Raw genomic sequence first — 24,158 nt, forward strand, 5'->3', positions numbered from 1 at the left:
CCGGAGCTCATACCATTTTTTTTCCTACAATAGCAAAAGCCTTTGAGACACCGTCACGCAATGAACCAGTAGTGATTATACCGCTCATGTCAACTCCGAGAGTCACAATTGTTTGGGCAACATTTGGACTGAAACCGGTAATGATTACTTCCGCACCAAGCATTTTGCCGGCACTTACAGTCTTCAGGATATGCTGTGCAACACTTGTATCTATCATTGGAACACCAGTCACATCAAGTATTGCCACAGCTGCTTCATTTTCAACAATCGAGGATAATAGGTTCTCAATTATCTGCTGAGCACGCATTGTATCGATCACCCCTACTAATGGAAGAATCACAATACCATCCCAGAGTTTAATAACAGGTGTTGAAAGTTCCATTATAGTACGGCTGTGAGCCCGGACCTCTGCTTCAATCTTTACCCTGTCACTTATGTCAATGACATATTCAACTCCACCTATAATGTTACCTTCTTTATCCTTCAATGGAGCTGCAGTATACTCTACAGGGAAGGTTTTGCCAGCAGCTGTGATCTCATTCCTCCAGACATATACCCTGCCATTTTCCATGGCTTGTTTAACACGGCAATTGTTGGTATTACAATGAGGAGAACGCACCAGGTCATAACATTTCTTACCTTCAATGTTCTCAAAATCCTCTCCAAGCCACCTACATCCAACAGCATTAAGAGAAAGGATGTTAAAATCAAGATCAACTGCCATCACCATACATGGAAGCTGATCAAGTACATTTTTATTAGAAAAATTATCCATCACAGCAGGAATTTCTGTTTCTGTTTTCATATGAAAGCCTCTCGAATAAACAATTATACACTAAATATATATTATAACACTGTATAATAATACATATATATAAACGGGACTGTTAACACAATATGCTTTTTTGCAAATTTGTACAAAAAAATAAAATAACCATAAACAATGCATCCTATCCGAAAACCTTAAAAGCAATGTAGCGTATTTCAAATCAATCTCGGCACTTAAATACTGTTTCAATGCGGGATTCAAATTCCAGGTTTGATGAAGTGAGTTGTACCAGCAATAATTCTGATAGGATAAAGTTAGTAGTTTTTGATATGGATAGCACCCTTATAGATGCTGAAACCATTGACGAACTCGCACATGCCGCAGGAGTGGGAGACGAAGTCGCCTCTATTACAGAAAAAGCAATGCGTGGAGAAATTGATTTTTCCAATGCGCTTGTTGAAAGAGTCAGACTACTAAAAGGACTTACACTCGATGATGCTCATGCCGCGCTTGACAAAATGCCTTTTATGCCCGGTGCGAAAGTACTTGTCAATTACCTGAAATCCCGAGGTTATAAAACTGCAATGATCTCAGGTGGATTTACCATCGCTGCTGAGCGCGTTGGTGAAACACTTGGCATGGATCATGTGGTTTCAAATGAACTACTGATAGACAATGGATGTCTGACAGGAGAAGTAAGGGGGCCCCTTACAGGACAATGCTCTAAGGAACATGTTCTTGAAGAAATCTCCCGAAAATATGGATTAGAACCTGAAGAATGTATTGTAGTTGGCGACGGTGCCAACGACATATGTATTTTTAAAAGGGCAAGATATGCCATAGCATTCAATTCCAAACCGATTCTCCATGAGCATGCTGATATTGTCATAACAGAAAAGAACCTTGAAGCAGTTATACCGGTTATCCAGTTGTTGGAATCGGAAAAAGGCCAAGTATCGTGCATTAGAGATGCATGAAATGCCAGCTCTTTTGCTGGACCGGGAGGATAATAAAGAAATGATAAAAGAACTTAACGACAAGAAGACTGAGCTTAAGACACAGTCAGAAGAATACAAAGAGAAACGTAACGAGCTTAATGCAGAGGCAAGCACACTTGCATCAAAGCGCAATGAGCTGAACAAGAAGACTAAGGACCTTATCAACGAAGCACAGGAATACAAGGTACTCCGTGACGAGAACAACGAAAAGGTAAAGGAATACAAGGTACTCCGTGATGAGGTCAACAACAAGGCAAACGACGTATTTGCGAAGATAGACCAGATCCGCAATGAGAATAACCTTGGTGGACCTTCGATCAAAGACATACGCAAGGAGATCGACAGACTCGAGTTTGCACAGCAGACAGAAGTCCTCACAACCAATAAGGAAAGAGAATTGGTCAACAAGATCACTGAACTCCAGAAGCAATATGTTGTAAAGAAGCAGCAACTTGAAGGAAATGAAGAACTCAAGAAACTGCTGGACGATGCACAGGAGATCAGGGACGAAGCTTCAAATCATCACGCTACACTTTCAGAGTATGCACAGAAGGCACAGGAATATCATGACAAGATGATCACTACCTTCAAAGAAGCCGACAAGATTCGCGCAGAATCTGATGCTGCTCACAAAGAATTCGTCCAATTCCAGGAAAAAGCTGACGAACAGCACAAACTCTTCATTGCAGCACAGAAAGAGATCCGCGACATCGACAAGGAACTCCGCAAGATGAAGAAAGGAGATTTCGACGGTAAGAAGGAAGCTGCAAGGGCAGATGCACGCAAGGATGCAGAAGACATCTTTGACAATTTCAAGTCCGGTGGAAAGCTTACTATGGAGAACCTGATGGCACTCCAGAGATCAGGATTCCTAAAATAATCAAAATTTAGAGGGTGATATTCACCCTCCTTTCAACTGTTTTTTGTTGAAACTTTTTTTTGAACAATATTATTGTTCCAGTCCAAGGTGGACAGTCCTAAAATCAGAATCCCTCATTAGACAGGGGCCTGAAGTGAAAACAGGATCTTTGTATATATTTTTCCATATGGAAGCCAGGCTTTCCTCATGGATGTTACCATATGGTTTTGGCATGCATGCACATGGAAGTACATCCCCCTCAGGAGTTACATGAAGCCATTTTCTGCCTGCAAAACATCCCATTTTCCTTATGATCTGAGGAATCGGGAAAACACGCGGCCCTTCAGCATGAGAAGTGCGCTCCACGAAATCATCGAACTTTTTCAGGCCTTCGGCTGAGAGGACTTCTTTTTCATGACCCAGCCATCTGCCGGTTGGGACTATTTCATAGAAAGAAAGTTCATGCACACCGAGTTTCTTTGCAAGCTCATAGAATTCGTCAAGTTCATCAACATTCCTAGGTGACAGAACAACGTAAATGCCAACCAGCAAGCCTGCATCCAGACCATTCTTTATGGCATTGACAGCATCATTGAACACGCCCGGCCTTCCACGCATGTAATCGTGACCTTCTTCATTTGCGCTGTCAAGGCTTACACTGAGCATGGAGAGACCCGCATTCTTAAGACTCAATGCACGCTGCGGAGTCATGCCAACACCGGACGTAAAAAGGCCCGGAATTGCGCGGGATTTGTCAACATAACTTATGAGATCCTCAAGGCCATCATATAACAGAGGTTCTCCACCATCAAATATAATGAGAGTTGTACCCATCTTCTGGGTTTGATCGATCACACTTTTCACAGCATCCGGACTGAGCCTTGCTTTGTTCTTAGTATCAGGAAGAGCACAGTGTATGCATCGGTTCGGGCACTCCTCTGTAATTGAAATTGTGATCTGTTCCGGAACGAATTTTCCCCTCATCGCACTCATCTGGCTTGAAACAAGCCTGTCAAATGCCTTGCTGGGTATAGGAGGCATCCAGGTGGAGTATATCAACTGGTCCTTTTCCACTTTAGAGGGTTTTGTATCCTCAAATATCCCCATCATTTCCGAAACGTAAGAACCCATGATAGAGGAAGCAATACCGGAGGTTTTCATTTTTACCCGGTCATCCTCTATCTGGGCATAGACCTTGAAAAATGGATTCCTGTAAAAGTAATACTTGTTCTTCATTGCTCACTTCGTCCTGAAGATAGCCCTGTATGAAAGTATAGATGAAGGGTTATTTTTCAATATCATTTTTGATACCTGTAATGCCTGGTTAAAAGGAGTTCCGCCAAGAACCTTCAAATCCTCTCCTTCAAAGACCTTCATAAGCTCATCAATCTCTTTATCATTCATTTTCCTGAGAGTCTCCATGGCAAACCTTCCAAGGTAGTACTCAGTCCTGTATGCGGCATTCCAGCGTTTCCTGTATTCCGAAAGGAAACTCTTTGACAGATTACCTTTGGCAATTGCATCGGCAGCAACATCCCCACACATCTGGCCTGCATGCATCCCGTATCCTATACCTGACTGGGCAGCAGAACCACCGGTAATCATGACGCCGTCAGCGACTATCTCACCTGGAATTGCAACTATAGGATCACCACCTACAGATTTACTGATGATCTTTACTTCATCAAGCCCTTTTAATGTCTTGAACTTTTCAAGCCATGCATCGAAGAAATCAGAAACATCCTTTCCATGCCTGCGGACATACATACCAAGAGTTGCCCTGTTGCCACCACATGGAGAATAAGTGGATTTCCACCCTGGTGCATGGTTGCCCACGTAATATTCGAACATATCAGGCTCCCCAATGCCTTCAGCCTCTATCTCCGCTTCAAGTGACCAGGCAATGTCCTGAGGATATTTGATAGGTTTCATACCCAGAAGGGCACCTATCCTGGAATTTATACCATCTGAAACAATAACTAGCTTACACTTTATCTTTCCTTTTGAGGTGCTTACTGTGAAAACGCCATCTGAACGCAGAACATTAAGAACTTCGATTCCGAAGCGAACGTCTACACCTGCTTCTTCTGCCTGGCGAATGTAAAATTCATCGAATTTCTTCCGGTCAAGGAAATAAGCATCGCCTTCAAAAATGACATTCTTGCCGGATGGTGCTATTATATAGGCACCTTTGAGATTCTTAATAACATAACTCTGGTCAACTTCCTCGCCTGTCCGGTCAAACATCCCTTTGAAAAAAGTGTTTGCCGGATGAGTAGGTACACCTGCGGCTTCTTTTTTATCGAGAAGGAGTACTTTGCAGCCTTTAGCTGATGCATTCCGTGCTGCCATGACCCCTGCAGGGGAAGCCCCTATTACAATGATATCTGCATCCATTTTGAACCTCGTGAAGTTACCATAAGATACCGGAGTATGCCGGTACGAGTATGCAAAGTATTACATCAAGTATGAGAGAACCAAACATGACACCTCTGTATCTTGAGCCCTGAAGGAACAGTTGTCCGCCACGCTGCTCTGTCGGATTCTTTATAAAATCGAATGATTGTGTAAGTATCCAGCCACCTGCCAGCAGTGCACCTGCAAAGTATATAGGACCTATCTTTGCAGTAATTCCGATGGCTATGGAAGCTATTATTCCTACTACCCACATTAGAGTTACAAACCTAGAGGTTGCCGGAACTCCGTATGTTACCGGAAAAGTCGGTGCGCCCCTTGCCCTGTCGCCTTCTACATCCCTTGCAACACCGGACAGAGTGAAACCCCAGTCAGTGAAACACATCATCAAGCCAAGGAATATAGCAGGGAGTGGGAGTATTGAACCATAGGAAGGTTCCTTGAGAATCCCTGCCGGATCGAATGCCAGCCAGATACCTATAGGTACAAGTCCGTAAGCTATCCCCACAGGTACGAAACTAAGAAATGTCAGCCTTTTTGCAAGTTTTGAGTATATACTTATAGTGACGACTGCTATCACCAGCACCACAAAAGATTCAGGATTAAGATAGAGAGCTGCCACACTTGCTATTAAAAACAACAGACCTGCATACTTCATAGCCTGTCCGCGACTTAGCTTATCAGACACCAACGGACGGTTTGGAAGGTTTATCTGATCAATATCAACATCACAACAGTCATTATATACATAAGAACTTGTGATCGCTGCATACCCTCCGATAACAGCTATGATGAAAAGAATTGGGTCCGGCAGTACCCCTATTGTAAGATAGGATGCCAGCAGAGCACTCGCTGCAGGAAGGGCTAAATCCATATCCGCTATCTCCGGCCTTAACATTTCCAGATAGGGATTTCTCGTTTTTGAACCTGAAGTGGAAACCAAGTATATCACCAATAGATTATAGCTCCTAATTTCCAGTATCGTATATTAGTATTAGGGTGGTCTGACTAAAAATGAGTCATACAGGTCTAAAATAAAAAATAATTGGACAATAAGAACCTGAGTATCAGATGATAATCAGGTTTTATTTCCTTTTTGAGATGAGATCGACTTCACTCTTTTTGGGAAGAGACAACTGTAAAGTTATCCATCTTTTCGAGTTTTTCAACAAGAGGATGCCCTAATTTGTCCTGCATCAGGAAAGTGAACTTTGCATTGGGGTTCAGCTCCACAAGCCTGATAGTGTTCTCATAAGCACTCTCGAGGGATTCATAATCAGGAGTTCTTACAATTTCCGCATTGAACGGATAAACCTCTGCAAGTTCCTGCGGATAAGACCCGAATGGTGGTTTGAATATCAGGACGTTGTCATAATCACTGTCCCTTTTTGTCGGGTAAGTCCTTATCAAAGCCGAACCTTCTATGGTGAACCTTTCAAGCTGCCTGTTAAAGCGCAGGACTTCCGGACGTTTGGCAGACTCAGGACCACAATAGAAGAATGTAGATTTGGATGAAGGGTCACACTCTTCCATCCATGGAGAATATGTGTACATCTGCTTAAGGGCTTCAAGCATTCGTGGATGAGCACGGCATCTCTGCTCTACAAGTTCAAGGAGATTGCCTTCCCATATAGCCTGTTTGACCTCACGAACCTCTTCAAAAGTCACATAAAGGTTGTGCCTGGCAAGAAGCTCGGTGCAGTTGTGGGCCGTTTTCAGTTCTTCCGCTGTGTGAGTCATACATACCGGACAGGAACATGGCAGGTATTTGAGCTTGTCCACATGATATGTTCCTCTTGAAGTAATGTAACGCCTGTCCTTTGCATAGAGCGCATATGCAGCAGAATCGAAGAGATCACATCCAAGGGCAACGGCCAATGCGAACATCATCGGGTGTCCGGCACCAAAAAGATGGACAGGTGCTGTAGGGTCGAGTCCTTTTTTAGCAGAAGCAATTACATCTACAAGATCGGCATAACGGTAGGATTCCATCAGTGGAACCACAGCTCCGAATGGATATACATCAAAACCTATTTCTGAAAGCTCACGGGCACACTCCTCCCGGAGATCCTTGTAAATAGCACCCTGCACAGGACCTGCCAGAAGCATGTCACCTTTCACAAGTTCCCTTGCTTCCTTGAGACGCTGTATTGTAATATCCATATCTTCCTTTGCCTTTTCATAAGACACGTCAGGATGTGTAGGAATATCCAGAGGAACGCCTATATCTGTTCCTATTTTTTGCTGGAAATCAATGATCATTTCATTAGTGACCTCCACTTCACCATAGACTGATAACTGGAATGAACCGGAATCGGTCATGAGAGGACCATCGAAATCAAGAAGTGCATGAAGACCATCTTTGAGAGCCTTCTCCCTTAATTCATCCTTACGGTAGATAATGTATGAGTTGGTGATAAGTATCTCAGCACCGAACTCCCTCATCTCGGAGGGTTTTATTGTCTGGATATTAGGATTAATGACAGGCATTACAGTAGGAGTTTCAACCACTCCGTGTGGAGTTGTCAGCTTACCGATACGCCCTGCTGCATCCTTATGAATTATATCAAATTGTGATGACATGAGCTTTTAGATGATAGTTAAGATATATTTAAGCTTCCTTTCAGGAACCTAAACTCAGAATTTACAATCTCAAATGAAAGAGGAGCAGAAGGAATATTCCATGATATAATTTATAAAGTAACAGGAATTATTATAGTATATGTACGAGCTACACTCGCCTGTTAACCACAAAGCTGTAGCAAAGTACATGGGATATTATCTTATAGCTTTCACTTTTGTATTGGTTGTCCCGACAATTGCTGCATTGATCCTAGGAAATGTAGAAGCTGCCATAGATTATGGAAGCACTGCTGCAGTAGTATTCATAATTGGAACAGTTATTTATCGAGCTCTTCCTGATTATGAGCTTGAAACAAAGGAAGCACTCATCATTGTTGCACTGGTTTTTCCAATCTCTGCACTTCTTAGTGCAATACCAATGTCGCTTACAACAGGAATGACTTTTATTGATGCTTATTTTGAAAGTGTGTCAGCTGTTACGACAACTGGGCTCAGTGTTGCACCACCAGATGTCGGACCGGTGTTCCTGTTTGCGCGTTCCTGGGGACAGTGGGTAGGAGGAATTGGAATAATCCTTGTGGTACTTTCTGTCCTTATCAGACCGGGAACTACTGCATCGAGGATGTACAAGGCAAACTATGGAGATATGAAGATCAAACCAACTGTGATAGCCACCACCCGTACACTTGGAAAAGTTTACATAATTATAACATTGGTGTCCATAATATTGCTTTTAATGAGTGGTATGTCACTTTTTGATTCTATATGCCACGCCCTTTGTTGTGTGTCAACCGGCGGATTTTCAACACGTGCTGAAAGTATAGGTGCATACCAGGGAAGCCTTATACCCGCAGCCATTAGCATATCGTGTCTCCTGGGAGCGGTTAGTTTTGTACTCTACCCATACCTCTTCAAGAAGCCAGAGAAATTCTTCAAAAATCTTGAACTCAGGGCTTTCCTTGCCTTTACAACTATAGGAGTAATTCTTTTTGCTTTTACTCTTGCAAAAGAAAATATGGAGTACAATTTGATCAAGGATAGTCTTTTCCAGGTAATATCTGCAGTTAGCACAGCAGGTTTTTCTACAGTAGACCTTTCCATATTATCTGATGCTTCTAAAGCGGTGTTGATATTCATGATGTGGATAGGAGGTAACATAGGATCAACAGCTGGCGGAATTAAGGTTTTCAGAGTACTTTTGCTCTTTAAAGTGGTACACAATGTGTTGTTGAGATTGTTCCTGCCCAGGGAGACGCTTACACCCATTAAAATAGAGGAACACATTGTAGAGAGTGATGAAATCTACAATCTTGTGACTTTCATGCTGCTTTACACATTGATACTGGTTGTATCATCCTTTATTTTCATGCTTTATGGAGTGAATACAAATAATTCCGTATTCGAAGTATCAAGCGCTTTAAGCACTGTGGGACTTTCAGCAGGAGTCACAAGCACTGCAATGCCTGTCACCCTTAAGTTAGTACTGATAATTGACATGTTGTTTGGAAGAATCGAGATAATACCACTTATACTACTTTTCATGCCAGGAACATGGATAAAAATAAAAAGAGTAAATAAAAGGAGTGGTGAAATATGAGAGTAATCGTAGTTGGCGCCGGTTCACTGGGAATAAATCTCACGAAAAATATGATCCAGCAGGGTAAAGAAGTAATACTGATAGAGAAAGATGAATCCATAGCCAAAGAACTGGCAGAGACCCTGGATTGTACAGTTATAAATGCAGAAGGTACAAGGCCGGATATATTAGAAAAAGCAGACATATCTAATGCAGATGCAGTTGTTGCCTGCACAAACATTGATCAGAATAATATCCTCATCGGCCTGATAGCCAGAGATGCAAAGGTTGAGAAAGTTATTCTGAAGATAGATGACAGGCAGTTCATGGATGTTGCAAACAAACTTGGATTTTATTATATGATAAATCCCTCAAGCATATCTTCCAGATACATCTCTGATGTCCTTAGAGGTATTAACACAATTGAACTGAGTAATCTGGTGCGTTCTGATGTGCGTTTTATGGGAGTGATGGCTACCGATCAGGTAATAGATATGAAATTATCAGAGATATCGTTACCTGAAAATAGTGCATTCATAGGCATTTATCGCAAAGATGAATTCATCCTTGCAGAAAAAGATCCTAAATTACATGAAAAGGATGAACTTATACTGGTTACCAGAGCAGATTTGATTAACAATGTCAACGAGGCTCTTGGAAGAAATATAAAGACATGAATAAATTTGCCACACGCATGCATACTCAGAAGAAAATAACATAAGTAGTTAACATAAAACAAACAAAAGTAAGAATAACAAATAGATTAGCTGTAGTAAAAACCAGTTAGAAAAAGTTATTGTTTATGAGTGAGTTGGCAGCGATCCAGAGTTCCCGAAGACTCTCGTACTTCAGTACAGTAAGGAACGCTGGCGGGCTTATCTTCTGTGTTCGGGATGGGTACAGGAATCTCCCCGCCGCTATGGCCGCCAAACTCTCTCATAATGAATAGTAAATGGTAAAGCCAAGGTCCGGATTCGAACCGGAATGGAATCGCTCTGCAGGCGATTGCGTAGCCGCTCCGCCACCTTGGCAACAAGCGATTCATAAATGAATCAATTACACTTATACTTTACCTTGAGTTCGTGTATATTAAACATGCACATATCAGATTTCGCCTGGACAAAGCAAGACGGACAGGCACGGGTTATTAGTAGCCGCGGACTGAACACCTCGTTGCCTTGGTGCGTACATCCCGACCCTATCAAACCGGTCTTTTACCGGGACCCTTAACGTAGTCTCTTTTCAAGTCAGATTTCGAGCTTAGATGCATTCAGCTCTTATTCCTTAGCGCGTAGCTGCTCAGCAATGCCCTGTCGGACAACTGATACACCAGTGGCGCCGCTACTCTGTTCCTCTCGTACTAAAAGTAGCTTACCCTCAGACTACAGACACCTCTAGTAGATAGTAACCGACCTGTCTCACGACGGTCTAAACCCAGCTCACGATCTCCTTTAATAGGCGAACAACCTCACCCTTGGCCGCTGCTGCACGGCCAGGATGGAAAGAACCGACATCGAAGTAGCAAGCTGCCGGGTCGATATGTGCTCTTGCCGGCAACAACTCAATTATCCCCGGGGTAACTTTTCTGTCATTTTTGGCTCGCACCAAGCGAGCACAAAAGTTCGCTAGAACCGACTTTCGTCTCGTCATCCACTACTGTGCTGAATAACGTCAGGCTGACTTATGCTCTTGCACTCTTCAGTGGGTTTCCGACCCACTTGAGTCAACCTTTGTGCGCCCTTGATATCTTTTCAAGGGCGTCCCGCCCCAGGCAAACTGCCCACCTATCGGGGTCCTCCTCTCGGAGTTAGGGTCGTAATTTCAGAAGGGTAGTGTCCCAACGGCGACTCCAGTGATGCTGGCGCACCACCTTCGATGTCTCCTACCTACACTGTACATCCAAAATCACAACCCAACGACAGGCTGCAGTAAAGCTCCACGGGGTCTTCACTTCCCCCTAGAGGTCTCTAGACTGTGCACTAGAAAGTAAGCTTCACCGGACTCTGGCTAGGGACAGTAGAGCTCTCATTGATCCATTCATGCAAGTCGCCAATTAAGCGACAAGGTACTACGCTACCTTAAGAGGGTCATAGTTACCCCCGCTGTTTACAGGCCCTTCGATCCGTTGAACCGGAGTTTCAGGTACCTGCACTGAGCAGGATTCAGAGATCGTACTAGCCCTTACGGGTTTGCGATCTCCTATGTTGATATTAGACAGTTAGAGCTCTCTTGTCACTGCGACCTGCTGTCTTCACAGCAGGCACTCCTTCTCCCGAAGTTACGGAGCTAATTTGCCGAATTCCCTTAGCCAAATTGTATCCGACACGCCTTAGCCTTTTCAGCTAGGGGCACCTGTGTCAGTTCTCGGTACGGACCCTTGACTTCCTTTTCACGGGTTCCCGGGTGCAGCTGACTTTCGCCATAACACATTCGCCCGCTTCTCGCCATTACGGCTCTCCACGGGATTCGGTGCTTAGACGGCGCGACGGCGCCGCTCAACCTGCCCAAAAACGTCAGTTTATTGTCAAGAGGTACAGGAATATTAACCTGTTTCCCTTTCGGCGTACTCGAATTACGGTACGTCTTAGGACCGACTAACCCTCGGCTGACGATCATTGCCGAGGAAACCTAGCCCCTTCGGCGGATAGGATTCTCACCTATCTATGCTGTTACTATTACCAGGATTTTCGTTTCCGCACGGTCCACAGGACTTCACAGCCCTGCTTCTGCCCGAACGCAACGCCTTCCTACGAGATCACCTTGCGGTGCTCCGTGGTATCGGTGGTCGACTTGAGCCCCGTCCATTTTCGGGGCCCCAAACCTCGACTGGTGGGCTGTTACGCACTCTTTAAAGGATAGCTGCTTCTAAGCTAACCTTCCAGCTGTCTAGGGCTTAGGACGCCCTTTAGTATTAACACTTAGTCGACACTTGGGGACCTTAACCACGGGCTGGGTTGTCTCCCTTACGGACTACAAGCTTACCCCAGTAGTCCGGACTCCAACTTTCTTAGACGACGGTGAGTTTGGAGTTTGACAAGTGGCTGAGGAATTTCTTCCCCGGGACCACCAATCAGTGCTCTACTTCACCGACTATCTCCAGTTAGGTCATGCTTCGACATGTTTCGGAAGGAACCAGCTGATGCCGGGTTAGATTAGCCTTTCACTCCGAGACGCAGGTCACACGAATGATTTGCAGATCAATACCGCTTGCGGTCCTCCACGTAGCTTTCGCCACGCTTCAACCTGCCCACGCCTAGATCACCCGGCTTCGGGTCGTACCCTAATGACTCCACGCACTTGTATACGCCGCTCCTCGCCTTACGGCTGCGAGCATGTTGCTTTCGCTTCGGCTTCCTATGTAAAAAGTTAGCCATCGCCATTTGAATACACTCCCTGGCCCGTTCTTCAAAACGTAAGATATGACATTGGCAATAACGCCCGTACTGCAGCCTCGCGGCTGTTTCCTTCGCGTTAAAGATCCTTTAACGCCATATCGCTCCATCGCCTCCAGGTTTCAGGCACTTTTAACCTCCCTTCTTGGGGTACTTTTCAGTTTTCGGTCACCCTACTAGTTCACTATCGGTCTCAAGAAGTATTTAGTTTTGGAAGTTGGTGCCTCCCAAATTCACGCGGGAATTCCGACCCACGTTACTCAGGCCACATTCCAGATCCTTTGGTTGTTATTTACGTGACTATCACACTCTTTGGTCTAACGTTCCAGAAAAGTTCAATTCCAACCAAGTGGGATCTTTAGAAAAGGCCTACAACACCACATCTCCCGCACGTTACCGGCGGGATTCAGTTTGAACTGTGCCGTGTTCATTCGCCATTACTAGCGGCATCTCTTCGATTTCTTTTCCTGCCCCTACTAAGATGCTTCAATTCGGGGCGTTCCCGATCATTACTGATCAACACACAAAATGTGTTAGGAAGACCCATTAGGAGATCCCAGGTTCATAGGCTCCATGCACCTACCCTGGGCTTATCGCAGCTTGGCACGTCCCTCATCAGCCCTTGAGCCGAGCCATCCACCTGAAGGCATATTTACCAGAGTCCATCTCACTTTGTCCAGTGAGCGTCTGATATATGCATGCATATACACGATCTCATTGCAGCCGTTGTTGCTTCGACCACTTCATCCTTCCCCGAAAAAGTTACTTCTCGGGTGCACTAAATAATGGACTTGCTGGGATTCGAACCCAGGGCCTTCGCCTTGCAAAGGCGACGATCTCCCAACTGATCTACAAGCCCTCCTGGATTCGCCTTTTTTGAATCCATGTAGATTATTTCGGATTTGACAGTTTTTCGATTTCTGACCGGTAAGTGGTGATCGGCGTTGTGCCGATCTGCTTAGGAGGTGATCCAGCCGCAGATTCCCCTACGGCTACCTTGTTACGACTTAACCCCCCTTGCGAAATTTAGGTTCGAACACGGCACTAGGTCCGTGCCCTCACCCATACCTCACTCGGGTGGTTTGACGGGCGGTGTGTGCAAGGAGCAGGGACGTATTCACCGCGCTATATTGAAACGCGATTACTACGGATTCCAGCTTCATGAGGGCGAGTTACAGCCCTCAATTCGAACTAAGGCCGGGTTTATGAGATTACCAACCCCTTTCGGGGTAGGAGCCCATTGTCCCGGTCATTGTAGCCCGCGTGTAGCCCTGGAGATTCGGGGCATACTGACCTACCGTAGCCCGCACCTTCCTCTGGTTTAGCACCAGCGGTCCCCACAGAGTACCCATCATCCCGAAGGATATGCTGGCAACAGTGGGCACGGGTCTCGCTCGTTGCCTGACTTAACAGGATGCTTCACAGTACGAACTGACGACGGCCATGCACCTCCTCTCAGCGATTCAGGTAAGACCTTCAGCCTGACCTACATATTGCTGTCGCCCCAGGTGAGTTTTCCGGCGTTGAGTCCAATTAAACCGCAGGCTCCACCCGTTGTAGTGCTCCCCCGCCAATTCCTTTAAGTTTCAGCCTTGCGGCCGTACTTCCCAGGTGGCTCGCTTCACGGCTTCCCTGCGGCACCTGAAACGGTCGCACCGTCCCAGACACCTAGCGAGCATCGTTTACGGCTGGGACTACCCGGGTATCTAATCCGGTTCGTGCCCCCAGCTTTCGTCCCTCACCGTCGGACCCGTTCTGGTAAGACGCCTTCGCCACTGGTGGTCCCACAAGGATTACAAGATTTCACTCCTACCCCTGTAGTACCTCTTACCTCTCCCGGTCCCAAGTCTGACAGTATCCCCCGGAAGCCTAACAGTTGAGCTGTCAGATTTCCCGGAAGACTGATCAAACCGGCTACGGACCCTTTAGACCCAATAATAGTGGCCACCACTCGGGCCGCCGGTGTTACCGCGGCGGCTGGCACCGGTCTTGCCCGGCCCTTGCTAACACATGCTATTTATACATGCGGACAGCCAACATAAGATGCTGGCACTCAGTATCCCCTTATCGCGGTTTCCCGCATTGTAAAGTTTTCGCGCCTGCTGCGCCCCGTAGGGCCTGGATTCATGTCTCAGAATCCATCTCCGGGCTCTTGCTCTCACAACCCGTACCCGTCGTCGGCTAGTAGGTACACTACACCCACTACAACCTGATAGGCCGCAGATTCATCCTAAGGCGCCGGAGCTTTTGACCACAGAACATTCCAGTATCTATGGTATATTAGGGATTATCACCAGTTTCCCGGAGTTATACCTAACCTTAGGGCAGATTATCCACGTGTTACTGAGCAGTACGCCATGTTTACGAAAAACATTTGACTCGCATGGCTTAATCGAATACTGATAGCAGTGACCTCTGGCAGGATCAACCAGAATTGTTAATCCACACACAAAAGTATATTATTTTGGAAGTCATTTAAGGAATCATTAGGAAAGAACTCTCACTAGAGAATTTCTTTTCACATGCACTTAGTTGGTTAATTCCAATTAGTTAGTAGTTGTTCACTACCGGTCAGAATTAACCGAACTGCCAAATCCAACGTCAGACAAGAAATAACTCTTGCCCCCACTTGTTAAAAGGCGGTGATTGTAAGTTCTCGCGTGATTCACGCGGACTCCTTCAAAGGTCACCATCCTATATATACCTTCCGAATCAGGAGATTCGAAGGCAAATGAGAGACCTGTTAAAGGTAGCTTATTCATCTACCACCCACTCGGAATATAACATTAGGTTTTAATCCTATATGGAATTTACGGTTGATGAATATCCGCCAACTGAACTGGCGCTTACCCAAGTAAGCAACCACCCATATCGGACGGGATTCTATACATCCACACTATTGCATATAAACATAACGTATTTAATTAATTTTTATATTATAATACATGCAAATAGCCCTTCATTTAGGAATAAAAACAAACCACGGGCAGAGATACGCAAGCTTTAACAATATCAGTGACATAGCAGTACACAAAATCATACAATTAATAAAGAGGGATTCGTCTGCAATACAAAAAGAATAACAGTAATGTAGATACCACAGAGGTTTCAAGAGTTCGAACGCCCAGGAAAGAAAACAATGAAGTACTCGCCATCGTTGAAAGTATGCTTGGTGCAAATCATGTCAAACTAAGATGTTTAGACGGTGTTGTGAGAATGGGAAGAATACCCGGATCCATGAAAAAGAGAACATGGATACGAGAGGATGATATTGTTATCGCAGTCCCGTGGGACTTCCAGAATGAAAAAGCCGACGTAATATGGAAATATACCCGCCCACAGGTAAACTGGCTTGAGCGCAAAGGGTACCTGAAAGGATAAACAGGAAATATGAAAAAAGAAGTAACCAATAAAGTGAAACGTATCGACACCGAAGTCGACAGGCTGCGCATGAGGCGCAAGGACACAGATACACTCAAAGTAACAGAGAATGTATTTGATGAACCTACCCTGAAAACACTTTACACCCTATCCAGCAAAGGAATACTCAAGGCAATGGGTGGACCCATCAGTACAGGAAAAGAAGCAAATGTATTTCTCGCGGAAGGAGAAGACAGGGACATTGCAGTAAAGATATATAGAATATCATCAAGCACCTTCAACTCAATGGAAGACTACATTCTGGGCGACCCGCGTTTCAGGAATGTGAGACATTCAAAGAGAGACATAATTTTCGCATGGACAAAAAAAGAGCAGAGAAACCTTATTCGTGCAAAAGAAGTAGGCATTCGCGTGCCAGAGCCCATAGTTGCCGAACGTAATGTCCTTGTAATGGAATTCCTGGGAGAGAATGAGAAACCATACCCCCAATTGAAGGACATCCGTCTTGATAAAGAAGTGGCTAGAGAAGCATACGACACAATCATACACTATATAGACGTGCTGTACAAAGAAGCAAATCTAGTACATGGAGACCTGAGCGAATACAACATATTAGTAGTTCCCGAAACAAACGAACCTGTATTCATAGACATGGGCCAGTCAGTGACCAGTGAACATCCCCGCTCAAGAGATTTCCTGTTAAGAGATATAGAGAACATAGTACGTTACTTCAAAAAATACGGCATTGATGAAGACCCCCATGGATTATATTCGTCAATCAGGGACAAAGAAGAAAAAACGCAAATTATTGATTCATAATTATCAAAGGTAGATTTATATGACACATATCAAAGTTCCCAAAGACAGGGTTGGCGCCATAATTGGACCAAAAGGCCGCGTCAAAGAAATCATAGAAAACAAATCAACAGCTAAACTGGACATAGACAGTGAAAATGGAACTGTCGAGATAATCCCAGGAGATGACCCGGTTGGCGCAATGAAAGCAGCAGACGTAGTCAATGCAATCGCTAGAGGATTTAACCCGGACAAGACATTTACAATGTTTGACGATGACATGCTGATGCTTGAAGTAATTGATATCTCCAAACATGCAAATACGCAAAAAGACCTCCTTCGCCTTAAAGGAAGAATCATAGGAAAGGGCGGAAAAACAAGAGAAATAACTGAAAGGCTGATTGGCATAAAGATGTCAGTCTATGGAAAGACTGTAAGTGTAATAGGTACACCTGAACAGAACCAAATAGCAAGAACATCCATTGAAATGCTTGTAGAAGGAGCAAACCATGGAAGCGTATACAGCTATCTTGAAAAGAAGAGAAATGAGTTACTTCAATCTCAACTTGACCATTACTAAAATGCTATTGTAGTATATTTCACGAAAAATATTAATAGCCTTGACTCCTAATTTACCAGAGGTAAACAGATGAGAGGACATACTAATAGTTCCGAAATAAGGACGTACGCAGCTTTTGTATTGATCTTACTCCCCACGGCTGCCCTTTGTTACAAGGAGCAGCTATCCCTCGGAACAATTGGCCCAGTACCTCTTATGATATTTCTTTTCGCCATAATTTGTGGCTCCATCATAGAAATACCAGTAGCAAGCTTTCGGTCTAAAAAACCAGAGCAACTTTTTAAGTATGCACCTATTCTTGAAGACATCTATTCTGTGCCAATAGTAAAGGAACTGAGCATTGGAAAACAAAGAGTATTTGATACAACACTGACCATAAATCTCGGAGGAGCAATATTACCTGCTCTTGCAATAATTTACCTATTATTGACGCAACCCAACAACACAGCCCTTGAAATAATGCTCATCGTAGTGGTTGCAGTAATTTTACTATCAGAGATAATGGCAGGAATAGGAACAGTAATGCCTGAATACATAGGGATAATAGCACTCCCCTTTGCACTCATAGTTGCACCGGACAACGCAGCATCCGTCACCTTCATTGCCGGAGTCGGAGGCATAATTATTGGCAATATAATATCAGTTGTGACCTTTAATAAAGAAAGGACAGGTAGTGCTTTTATGAGCATCGGAGGAGCAGGCACTTTTAACTCAATATATGTAACGACAATAATTGCCAGTTTAATATCATATTTCATCCATTGACATACCAAGTCTCTCTGCCCGACGCTTCTCAATCCTATCCTGTAAGACTTTTGAAGGGATATTAAGAGCCCTGTATTTAGCTATACCATTATTTGTGAAACGGAATGGCTGAGGAGTATGATCTACACGTGTAGCCCTCATTTTCTGAACTGCCATCACAGGCATAGGAGTCGTGTCGATATCATTTGTCTGAATGAAATCAAGAAAGATAACGCCATCACCAAGAAAATCAAAATCATCATATTCTTTTGTTTCAATGCCATGTGACTTTTCTGTTACAAGGATAGCAGTAGTCATATTCTTTTTCAGCAATCTATGAAGACCACGCCAGGATGCAGAAGTTCTAAAGTCCCCCGGAGCAGTAAGGACATTCATAGAATCAAAAACCACCCTTTCAGGTTTATGGGAGTCCAGTATTTCCATCATTTCTTCAGAAGTCAGCATGGAAATGCCAAATATCTCAAGATACCCATCATCAATATACTTGCCAACATCCCAGCCAAATCGTGCAAAATGTTGAACCAGCTGCTGTGCCCTTTCTTCAAATGAGAAGAAAATACACCTTTCACCATTTTTCACACCATCCATCAAGTATTGCATCGACAAAGTAGTCTTCCCAGTTCCCGGAGGACCAGTCACAACTACAGCAAATCCTTTAGGAAAGCCACCTTCCAGAAAATCATCCATCCCAGGAATACCCGTCGGGACTCTTTTTATCAGGCGATCAATGCTTTGAGTATCTAGTTTGGCTTTGAAACGAGTAGAATCAAGGTTAAGAAGTGCTTTTTCCAGAACAACATTTTTAGCGCCGAGCTCTTTCTCATATCTCTCAAGAATTTTTATTGCATCTGCGCTTAATGTAGTATGAATTGGGAATTTTGTTTTCATCACACCACCGTATGCACATAATATGTCATTATATATTTAAAGTGTTATGGTAATGTGGACATATATAAAATATTATGAACATGTCATTCCGATGCAAATCCTTTTCCAGGAAGGAAATTCCCGCGTCCCCTTGATGCCATTATATCCCCATCCCATACTACTTCACCCCTTGCTATTGTGAATTCCGGGAAAATTCCATCCATACCTTCATACGGCGTCCATCCTGCTTTGCTATGAAGATTGTCACCTTTTATCTCAGTAACATGCCCCGGGTCAACTACAATAATATCAGCATCATACCCTTCAGCAAAAACACCCTTTGAATGCTGATTGAGACCAAATATCCGTGCAGGATTCTTACTTGTCACATCTATCATGCGCCCCAGAGGAAGCAAATTCCTCTTAACTGCAACAAGCATCAGCGGCATTAGTGTTTCCACGCCAGGGACGCCAGAAGGAGCACTCTTTATATCAACATCCTTTTCAGCCTCCGTATGTGGCGCATGGTCAGAAGCTACTACATCTATAGTACTATCATTAAGTGCATTCAAAAGCATCTTGACACTTCTGCGATCCCTGAGAGGAGGATTCATCCTGCCAAACGAACCCAGCCTCTCCCAATCTTTGGTGGAAAGGAACAGATGATGCGGCGCAGCTTCACTTGTAATAGATGGAGACAGGCCAGCTTTTGTAGCAAAATACCGCTCCTTGCGCAAAAGTCCGACTGATTCAAAAGCACTTATATGGCAGAAATGTGCTTTAGCACCGTTCTTTTTGATTAGTTCTATGGCTTTTTCAACAGCAAAGGCCTCACAAAGATTTGGACGGGCCTTTGAGTGAGACTCAGGCGACATGTCATTTTTTAGAAAAGCCTCACATTCAAGCCTTATTTTATCATCTTCAGCATGAATACATGCAAGTGCATCCAGCCCTTTAAGCACAGCCAGTGCCTCATCAAGACATTTCTCATCTATATTCAAAGCACCCGTAGATTCAGCCATGAAGATCTCGCCAAATGCACTTGCCCCAAGCTTCCACAACTCAGGTAACTTATCAATATTGCCCGTAACTCCCCCGTAAAGCCCGAAGTCTACAATTGAATTACGATTTGCAATCTTTCTTTTATCCTTGAACGATTTTCTGTCGATGGTCGGAGGAATAGTATTTGGATGATCGATAACAGTGGTTATTCCGCCTGCAGCTGCCGAGCAGGAACCTGTATACCAGTCTTCTTTTTCAGTCATACCAGGGTCCCTGAAATGGACATGAACATCAATCCCCGCAGGTAGTGTCAATGCACCCTTTGCATCAATGGTCCGGTTCAATCTCTGGGCATCGATCTCTTTAGCTATCTTTAGGATCTTCCCATCCTCTATCAGGACTTCGGCTGGCTGAAGATAATTATTGACGAAGACTTTGGTGTTCTTGATCAGAATATCAGGCATAGTGTCCTATATTCTATTGGAGGTATATGCCTTTTATGATAGCACCTAACAAGGTAGATAAGGTCTTAGATATATAGATATATAGTTGATATATAGTTAAAGTACCCATACATAGAGAATACATGGATATATATTGTAAGGACGGAACCCTTATGTATGGATTTTGTTATTTTTCACTGAAAAGTAAACAGTACCCATTAACAAAATGGTGAATTATAACATGATATCTGGTAAATTTTTGAAGAATATAGCAATTTATTCAGTCATATTATTGATTATTGCAATCGCATTCACAGGAATCGGTTGCGTCGATAAGGAAGAGAGCACCTCCGGTGAAACAGAAGTAACAGAAGCTGCAAGTATTATCGTAAAGGGATCAGACACCGTACTCCCACTTTCCCAGAGAGAATCCGAAGAATTCATGCTGGCAAACCCTGAACAGAGTATCACTGTAATTGGTGGTGGATCAGGTGTAGGAATTGCAGCACTCATCGATGGAGAAGTAGAAATCGCAATGGCTTCAAGGACTATCAAAGACTCCGAGATAGAGAATGCAGAGGCTAACGGCATCAACCCTATAGAGCACGTAATTGCATGGGACGGAATAGCTGTAGTCGTCAATCCAGAGAACCCTGTAACAGAGATCACGTTTGAAGACCTTAAGGGAATCTATGACGGAAGCATCAGCAACTGGGCAGACGTTGGCGGAGATGACCTTGAGATTACAGTTATCACCCGTGACAGCAGCTCAGGAACCTACGGATACTTCCAGGAAGAAGTACTTCTTGATGAAGAATACAGACAGGACGCACTCGTGCAGCCAGCAACCGGTGCCATAGTACAGGAAATAGCTCAGAACACAGGGGCTATCGGATACATTGGATACGCATATCTTGATGACAGTACAACTGCACTCTCACTTGATGCTGATGGAGAAGGATTTGTAGAAGCAACCCCTGAGAACATCATCAGTGGTGACTACCCACTTGCAAGACCACTCTACTACTACACAAACGGTGAACCAGCAGGACTTGCAAAGCAATACATCGACTATGTAATGAGCTCCACTGGCCAGGATATTGTGTCAGAAGTTGGATACTTCCCGGTAAACTAAAGATACGCCATACTAAGTATCTGAGGAATTAATGTTGAACAGACAATTCAGGGAAAAGGGTATCGAGTCATTGCTCCTTGCATCAGGAGCGGTGGCGGTAGTAGCTCTTTTCCTTCTTTGTATTTTTTTATTCCGCGACGGATTACTATTATTTGAAGATTATTCGATAATCGACTTTTTGACCGACACTAAATGGTTCCCGACAGCAGACCCGGAACACTTCGGACTTTTGCCATTGTTACTTGGGTCATTGATAGTAACAGTAGGGGCTATATTGTTCTCCGTCCCGCTGGGGATCGCGTCTGCTATATACATATCCGAACTTGCAGACCCAAAGGTTGCCAACTATTTGAAACCCATTACAGAAATACTGGCAGGGATCCCATCTGTAGTATATGGTTTCTTTGGCCTTGTAATACTGGTACCTCTTGTTCAGAAGACCCTCCACATACCAACAGGCCAGACAGCACTTACAGGATCCATAATGCTCGGGATAATGGCACTGCCAACGATCATATCCATTTCAGAGGATGCTATAAGCTCAGTACCAAGAACACTAAAAGAGGGATCACTTGCACTGGGCTCCACAAAATGGCAGACCATATACAAAGTTACAGTCCCTGCGGCACTCTCCGGAATATCAGCAGCCGTTATGCTGGGAGTAGGGAGAGCAATTGGAGAGACAATGACAGTTATGATGGTCACAGGGAACTCAGCCGTAATCCCGGGATTTCCATCTGGCCTGTTTGCACCTGTAAGGACCATGACAGCAACCATTGCACTTGAAATGGGTGAAGTACCACAAGGAAGTGATCACTTCCACGCACTGTTCGCGATCGGTTCGGTACTTTTCATTACCACTTTTATAATCAACATAATAGCCAACTACATAAAAAGGAGGTACAGGTTCAACCTGTAATGAACATGTTCTCCAATGCAAAACTCAATGAAAGAATAGCCTTTGGACTATTAAAGCTCGCAACAGGAATGGTCGTTGTCTTTGTGCTTGTTATTCTGTACTACATAGTATCCAACGGATATAGTGCCCTTAGTATCGAATTCATTAGCGAGATGCCGAGAAAAGGGATGACAGAGGGAGGTATCTATCCGGCAATAGTAGGAACGATATATCTTATTGTCGGTTCCATAGCTGTTGCAATGCCACTTGGCATGCTGACTGCAATCTACCTTACTGAATACTCCAGACCAGGAAAGACAACATGGATCATCGAGATGGCGATCAATAATCTTGCAGGCACGCCTTCTGTGGTGTTCGGTTTGTTCGGTCTTGCAATGTTTGTGAAATACCTTGATTTTGGACCTTCAATACTTTCTGCATCTTTAACACTTGCACTGCTCATATTACCTGTAATTATAAGAGCAAGCCAGGAAGCACTTCTGACCGTCCCAAAAGATTACAGGGAAGCATCACTTGCCTTAGGAGTAACAAAATGGGAAACCATCAGAAGAGTTGTTCTTCCTGCCGCAATTCCCGGAATGATAACCGGTGCAATACTTGGTATAGGAAGAGTTGCAGGAGAGACTGCACCCATATTGCTGACAGGAGCAGCTTATTTCCTTCCAAGACTGCCGGATTCCGTATATTCACAATTCATGGCACTGCCATACCACTTGTACGTGCTTGCTACATCAGGCACCAACATTGCCCAGACAAGGCCAATACAGTACGGAACCGCCCTGGTATTGCTGATAATCATATTAGGTGTGAACCTTGTTGCAGTAACCATAAGATCACATTACAAGAATAAAATAAAAAGATAAATTCAGCCATATTCCAATTTTACATTATATTCAAGAGGTAATTAAATGCCAGAAGTTTACGATAATGGAACAGAGATAGAGGTCAGAGACCTTAACCTGTGGTACGGGGATAACCATGCCCTTCATGACATATCCATTGATATTCCAAAAAACAGTGTCACGGCACTAATAGGTCCCTCAGGTTGCGGCAAATCAACTTTCCTCAGATGCCTCAACCGGATGAACGACCTTGTGAAAAGTTGTCGTATCGAAGGGAAAATACATATTGATAACCAGGACATATATTCAAAGGACGTTGATGTTGTAGACCTCAGAAAAAGAGTAGGGATGGTATTTCAGAAACCAAACCCATTCCCCATGTCCATCCATGACAACATTGCCTATGGACCACGTATTCATGGCATAAGCAAAAAGAATATAGATGGTATTGTTGAGGAAGCACTGAAATCAGGAGCACTTTGGGAAGAAGTATCAGAAAGGCTCGATAAATCTGCATTGGACCTGAGTGGCGGACAGCAACAAAGGTTATGCATTGCCAGGACACTTGCAGTTAAACCGGAAGTTATATTGTTTGATGAACCTTGCAGCGCATTGGACCCCATATCTACAAGCAAGATAGAAGAGTTGATCCTTGAACTTAAGAAGGATTACACAATCGTTATCGTCACACATAATATGCAACAGGCTGCCAGGATTTCAGATTATACCGGCTTTTTTCTGACAGGAGAACTTGTGGAGTTTGACAGGACTACACAAATATTTGAAAGTCCCCAGGAGAAGGCAACTGAGGATTATATCACAGGAAGATTTGGGTGA

At 44.0% G+C, this 24,158-nt stretch carries 19 protein-coding genes, 2 tRNA genes and 3 rRNA genes; 12 read left to right on the forward strand and 12 right to left on the reverse strand.

Annotation, left to right across the window (positions count from 1 at the left end; translation table 11 throughout):
- Nucleotides 1–7: 7 nt before the first annotated feature.
- The gene (locus RE476_RS08800; protein WP_309307283.1) at nt 8–805 is read right to left on the reverse strand and encodes a PAS domain-containing protein; all 798 of its coding nucleotides are present in this window, start codon (nt 803–805) and stop codon (nt 8–10) included.
- A gap of 212 nt (nt 806–1,017) precedes the next feature.
- On the opposite strand from RE476_RS08800, the gene serB reads away from it, so the two are divergent.
- Nucleotides 1,018–1,746: a phosphoserine phosphatase SerB gene (serB, locus tag RE476_RS08805; protein ID WP_406600963.1), complete on the forward strand. Its 729-nt coding sequence runs from the start codon at nt 1,018–1,020 to the stop codon at nt 1,744–1,746.
- A 40-nt stretch (nt 1,747–1,786) separates the two neighbouring features.
- Nucleotides 1,787–2,647 (forward strand): coiled-coil protein, encoded by an 861-nt coding sequence (locus RE476_RS08810; RefSeq protein ID WP_309309586.1) that lies wholly within the window; start codon nt 1,787–1,789, stop codon nt 2,645–2,647.
- A 69-nt stretch (nt 2,648–2,716) separates the two neighbouring features.
- Here RE476_RS08810 and RE476_RS08815 read toward each other — a convergent pair whose 3' ends face one another.
- The 4 genes from RE476_RS08815 to tgtA all read right to left on the reverse strand — a co-directional run bounded on the left by RE476_RS08815 (nt 2,717) and on the right by tgtA (nt 7,624).
- Entirely contained in the window at nt 2,717–3,862 is a 1,146-nt protein-coding gene (locus RE476_RS08815) for a radical SAM/SPASM domain-containing protein (RefSeq protein ID WP_309307284.1), read from the reverse strand.
- Nucleotides 3,863–3,865: 3 nt separating this feature from the next.
- Entirely contained in the window at nt 3,866–5,023 is a 1,158-nt protein-coding gene (locus RE476_RS08820; RefSeq protein ID WP_309307285.1) for an NAD(P)/FAD-dependent oxidoreductase, read from the reverse strand.
- A gap of 16 nt (nt 5,024–5,039) precedes the next feature.
- Nucleotides 5,040–5,984, reverse strand: coding sequence for a UbiA family prenyltransferase (locus tag RE476_RS08825; RefSeq protein ID WP_309307286.1), 945 nt, complete (start codon nt 5,982–5,984; stop codon nt 5,040–5,042).
- Nucleotides 5,985–6,154: 170 nt separating this feature from the next.
- On the reverse strand, nt 6,155–7,624 hold the full coding sequence (tgtA, locus tag RE476_RS08830) for a tRNA guanosine(15) transglycosylase TgtA (protein ID WP_309307287.1): 1,470 nt from the start codon (nt 7,622–7,624) through the stop codon (nt 6,155–6,157).
- 139 nt (nt 7,625–7,763) lie between these two features.
- Here tgtA and RE476_RS08835 point away from each other — a divergent pair, with 139 nt between their 5' ends.
- Entirely contained in the window at nt 7,764–9,221 is a 1,458-nt protein-coding gene (locus tag RE476_RS08835; protein ID WP_309307288.1) for a TrkH family potassium uptake protein, read from the forward strand.
- A complete protein-coding gene (locus tag RE476_RS08840) occupies nt 9,218–9,877 on the forward strand; it encodes a potassium channel family protein (protein ID WP_309307289.1) in 660 nt (219 codons plus the stop codon). Before RE476_RS08835 ends, RE476_RS08840 begins: the two co-directional genes overlap by 4 nt.
- Before the next feature lie 132 nt (nt 9,878–10,009).
- Here RE476_RS08840 and rrf read toward each other — a convergent pair.
- The 5 genes from rrf to RE476_RS08865 form a co-directional block, all read right to left on the reverse strand.
- Nucleotides 10,010–10,131, reverse strand: a 5S ribosomal RNA gene (rrf, locus tag RE476_RS08845).
- Nucleotides 10,132–10,159: 28 nt separating this feature from the next.
- Nucleotides 10,160–10,231, reverse strand: a tRNA-Cys gene (locus RE476_RS08850).
- Between the two features lie 98 nt (nt 10,232–10,329).
- Nucleotides 10,330–13,256 (reverse strand): 23S ribosomal RNA (locus RE476_RS08855).
- 122 nt (nt 13,257–13,378) lie between these two features.
- A tRNA-Ala gene (locus tag RE476_RS08860) sits at nt 13,379–13,451 on the reverse strand.
- Between the two features lie 101 nt (nt 13,452–13,552).
- Nucleotides 13,553–15,027 (reverse strand): 16S ribosomal RNA (locus tag RE476_RS08865).
- Together the 16S, 23S and 5S rRNA genes with 2 tRNA genes alongside form the textbook arrangement of a ribosomal RNA operon.
- Nucleotides 15,028–15,655: 628 nt before the next feature.
- Here RE476_RS08865 and eif1A point away from each other — a divergent pair.
- From eif1A to RE476_RS08885, 4 genes are all read left to right on the forward strand, one after another.
- Nucleotides 15,656–15,973, forward strand: a complete 318-nt coding sequence (gene eif1A / locus RE476_RS08870) for a translation initiation factor eIF-1A (RefSeq protein ID WP_309309587.1) — start codon at nt 15,656–15,658, stop codon at nt 15,971–15,973.
- A 9-nt stretch (nt 15,974–15,982) separates the two neighbouring features.
- Nucleotides 15,983–16,792, forward strand: a complete 810-nt coding sequence (locus RE476_RS08875; protein ID WP_309307290.1) for a serine protein kinase RIO — start codon at nt 15,983–15,985, stop codon at nt 16,790–16,792.
- A gap of 19 nt (nt 16,793–16,811) precedes the next feature.
- Complete coding sequence (locus RE476_RS08880; protein ID WP_309307291.1) at nt 16,812–17,348, forward strand: KH domain-containing protein; 537 nt, start codon at nt 16,812–16,814, stop codon at nt 17,346–17,348.
- Nucleotides 17,349–17,417: 69 nt separating this feature from the next.
- Entirely contained in the window at nt 17,418–18,113 is a 696-nt protein-coding gene (locus RE476_RS08885) for a DUF1614 domain-containing protein (protein ID WP_309307292.1), read from the forward strand.
- Here RE476_RS08885 and RE476_RS08890 read toward each other — a convergent pair.
- Both RE476_RS08890 and RE476_RS08895 read right to left on the reverse strand, forming a co-directional pair.
- On the reverse strand, nt 18,096–19,001 hold the full coding sequence (locus tag RE476_RS08890; protein WP_309307293.1) for an RAD55 family ATPase: 906 nt from the start codon (nt 18,999–19,001) through the stop codon (nt 18,096–18,098). The two genes, RE476_RS08885 and RE476_RS08890, sit on opposite strands and share 18 nt — an antisense overlap.
- A gap of 83 nt (nt 19,002–19,084) precedes the next feature.
- Nucleotides 19,085–20,446 (reverse strand): dihydroorotase, encoded by a 1,362-nt coding sequence (locus tag RE476_RS08895; RefSeq protein ID WP_309307294.1) that lies wholly within the window; start codon nt 20,444–20,446, stop codon nt 19,085–19,087.
- A gap of 220 nt (nt 20,447–20,666) precedes the next feature.
- On the opposite strand from RE476_RS08895, the gene RE476_RS08900 reads away from it, so the two are divergent.
- Genes RE476_RS08900 through pstB form a run of 4 tightly spaced genes read left to right on the forward strand, consistent with a single transcriptional unit; the run spans nt 20,667 to nt 24,158 of the window.
- Nucleotides 20,667–21,560 carry a PstS family phosphate ABC transporter substrate-binding protein gene (locus RE476_RS08900; protein WP_309307295.1) on the forward strand — a complete coding sequence of 298 codons (894 nt, stop codon included), beginning with the start codon at nt 20,667–20,669 and terminating at the stop codon, nt 21,558–21,560.
- Nucleotides 21,561–21,591: 31 nt separating this feature from the next.
- Entirely contained in the window at nt 21,592–22,479 is an 888-nt protein-coding gene (gene pstC / locus RE476_RS08905; protein ID WP_309307296.1) for a phosphate ABC transporter permease subunit PstC, read from the forward strand.
- Between the two features lie 5 nt (nt 22,480–22,484).
- Nucleotides 22,485–23,342, forward strand: a complete 858-nt coding sequence (gene pstA, locus RE476_RS08910; RefSeq protein ID WP_309309588.1) for a phosphate ABC transporter permease PstA — start codon at nt 22,485–22,487, stop codon at nt 23,340–23,342.
- A 45-nt stretch (nt 23,343–23,387) separates the two neighbouring features.
- Nucleotides 23,388–24,158 carry a phosphate ABC transporter ATP-binding protein PstB gene (gene pstB, locus RE476_RS08915; RefSeq protein ID WP_309307297.1) on the forward strand — a complete coding sequence of 257 codons (771 nt, stop codon included), beginning with the start codon at nt 23,388–23,390 and terminating at the stop codon, nt 24,156–24,158.

It is taken from the genome of Methanolobus mangrovi (assembly GCF_031312535.1).
Lineage (GTDB): Archaea > Halobacteriota > Methanosarcinia > Methanosarcinales > Methanosarcinaceae > Methanolobus > Methanolobus mangrovi.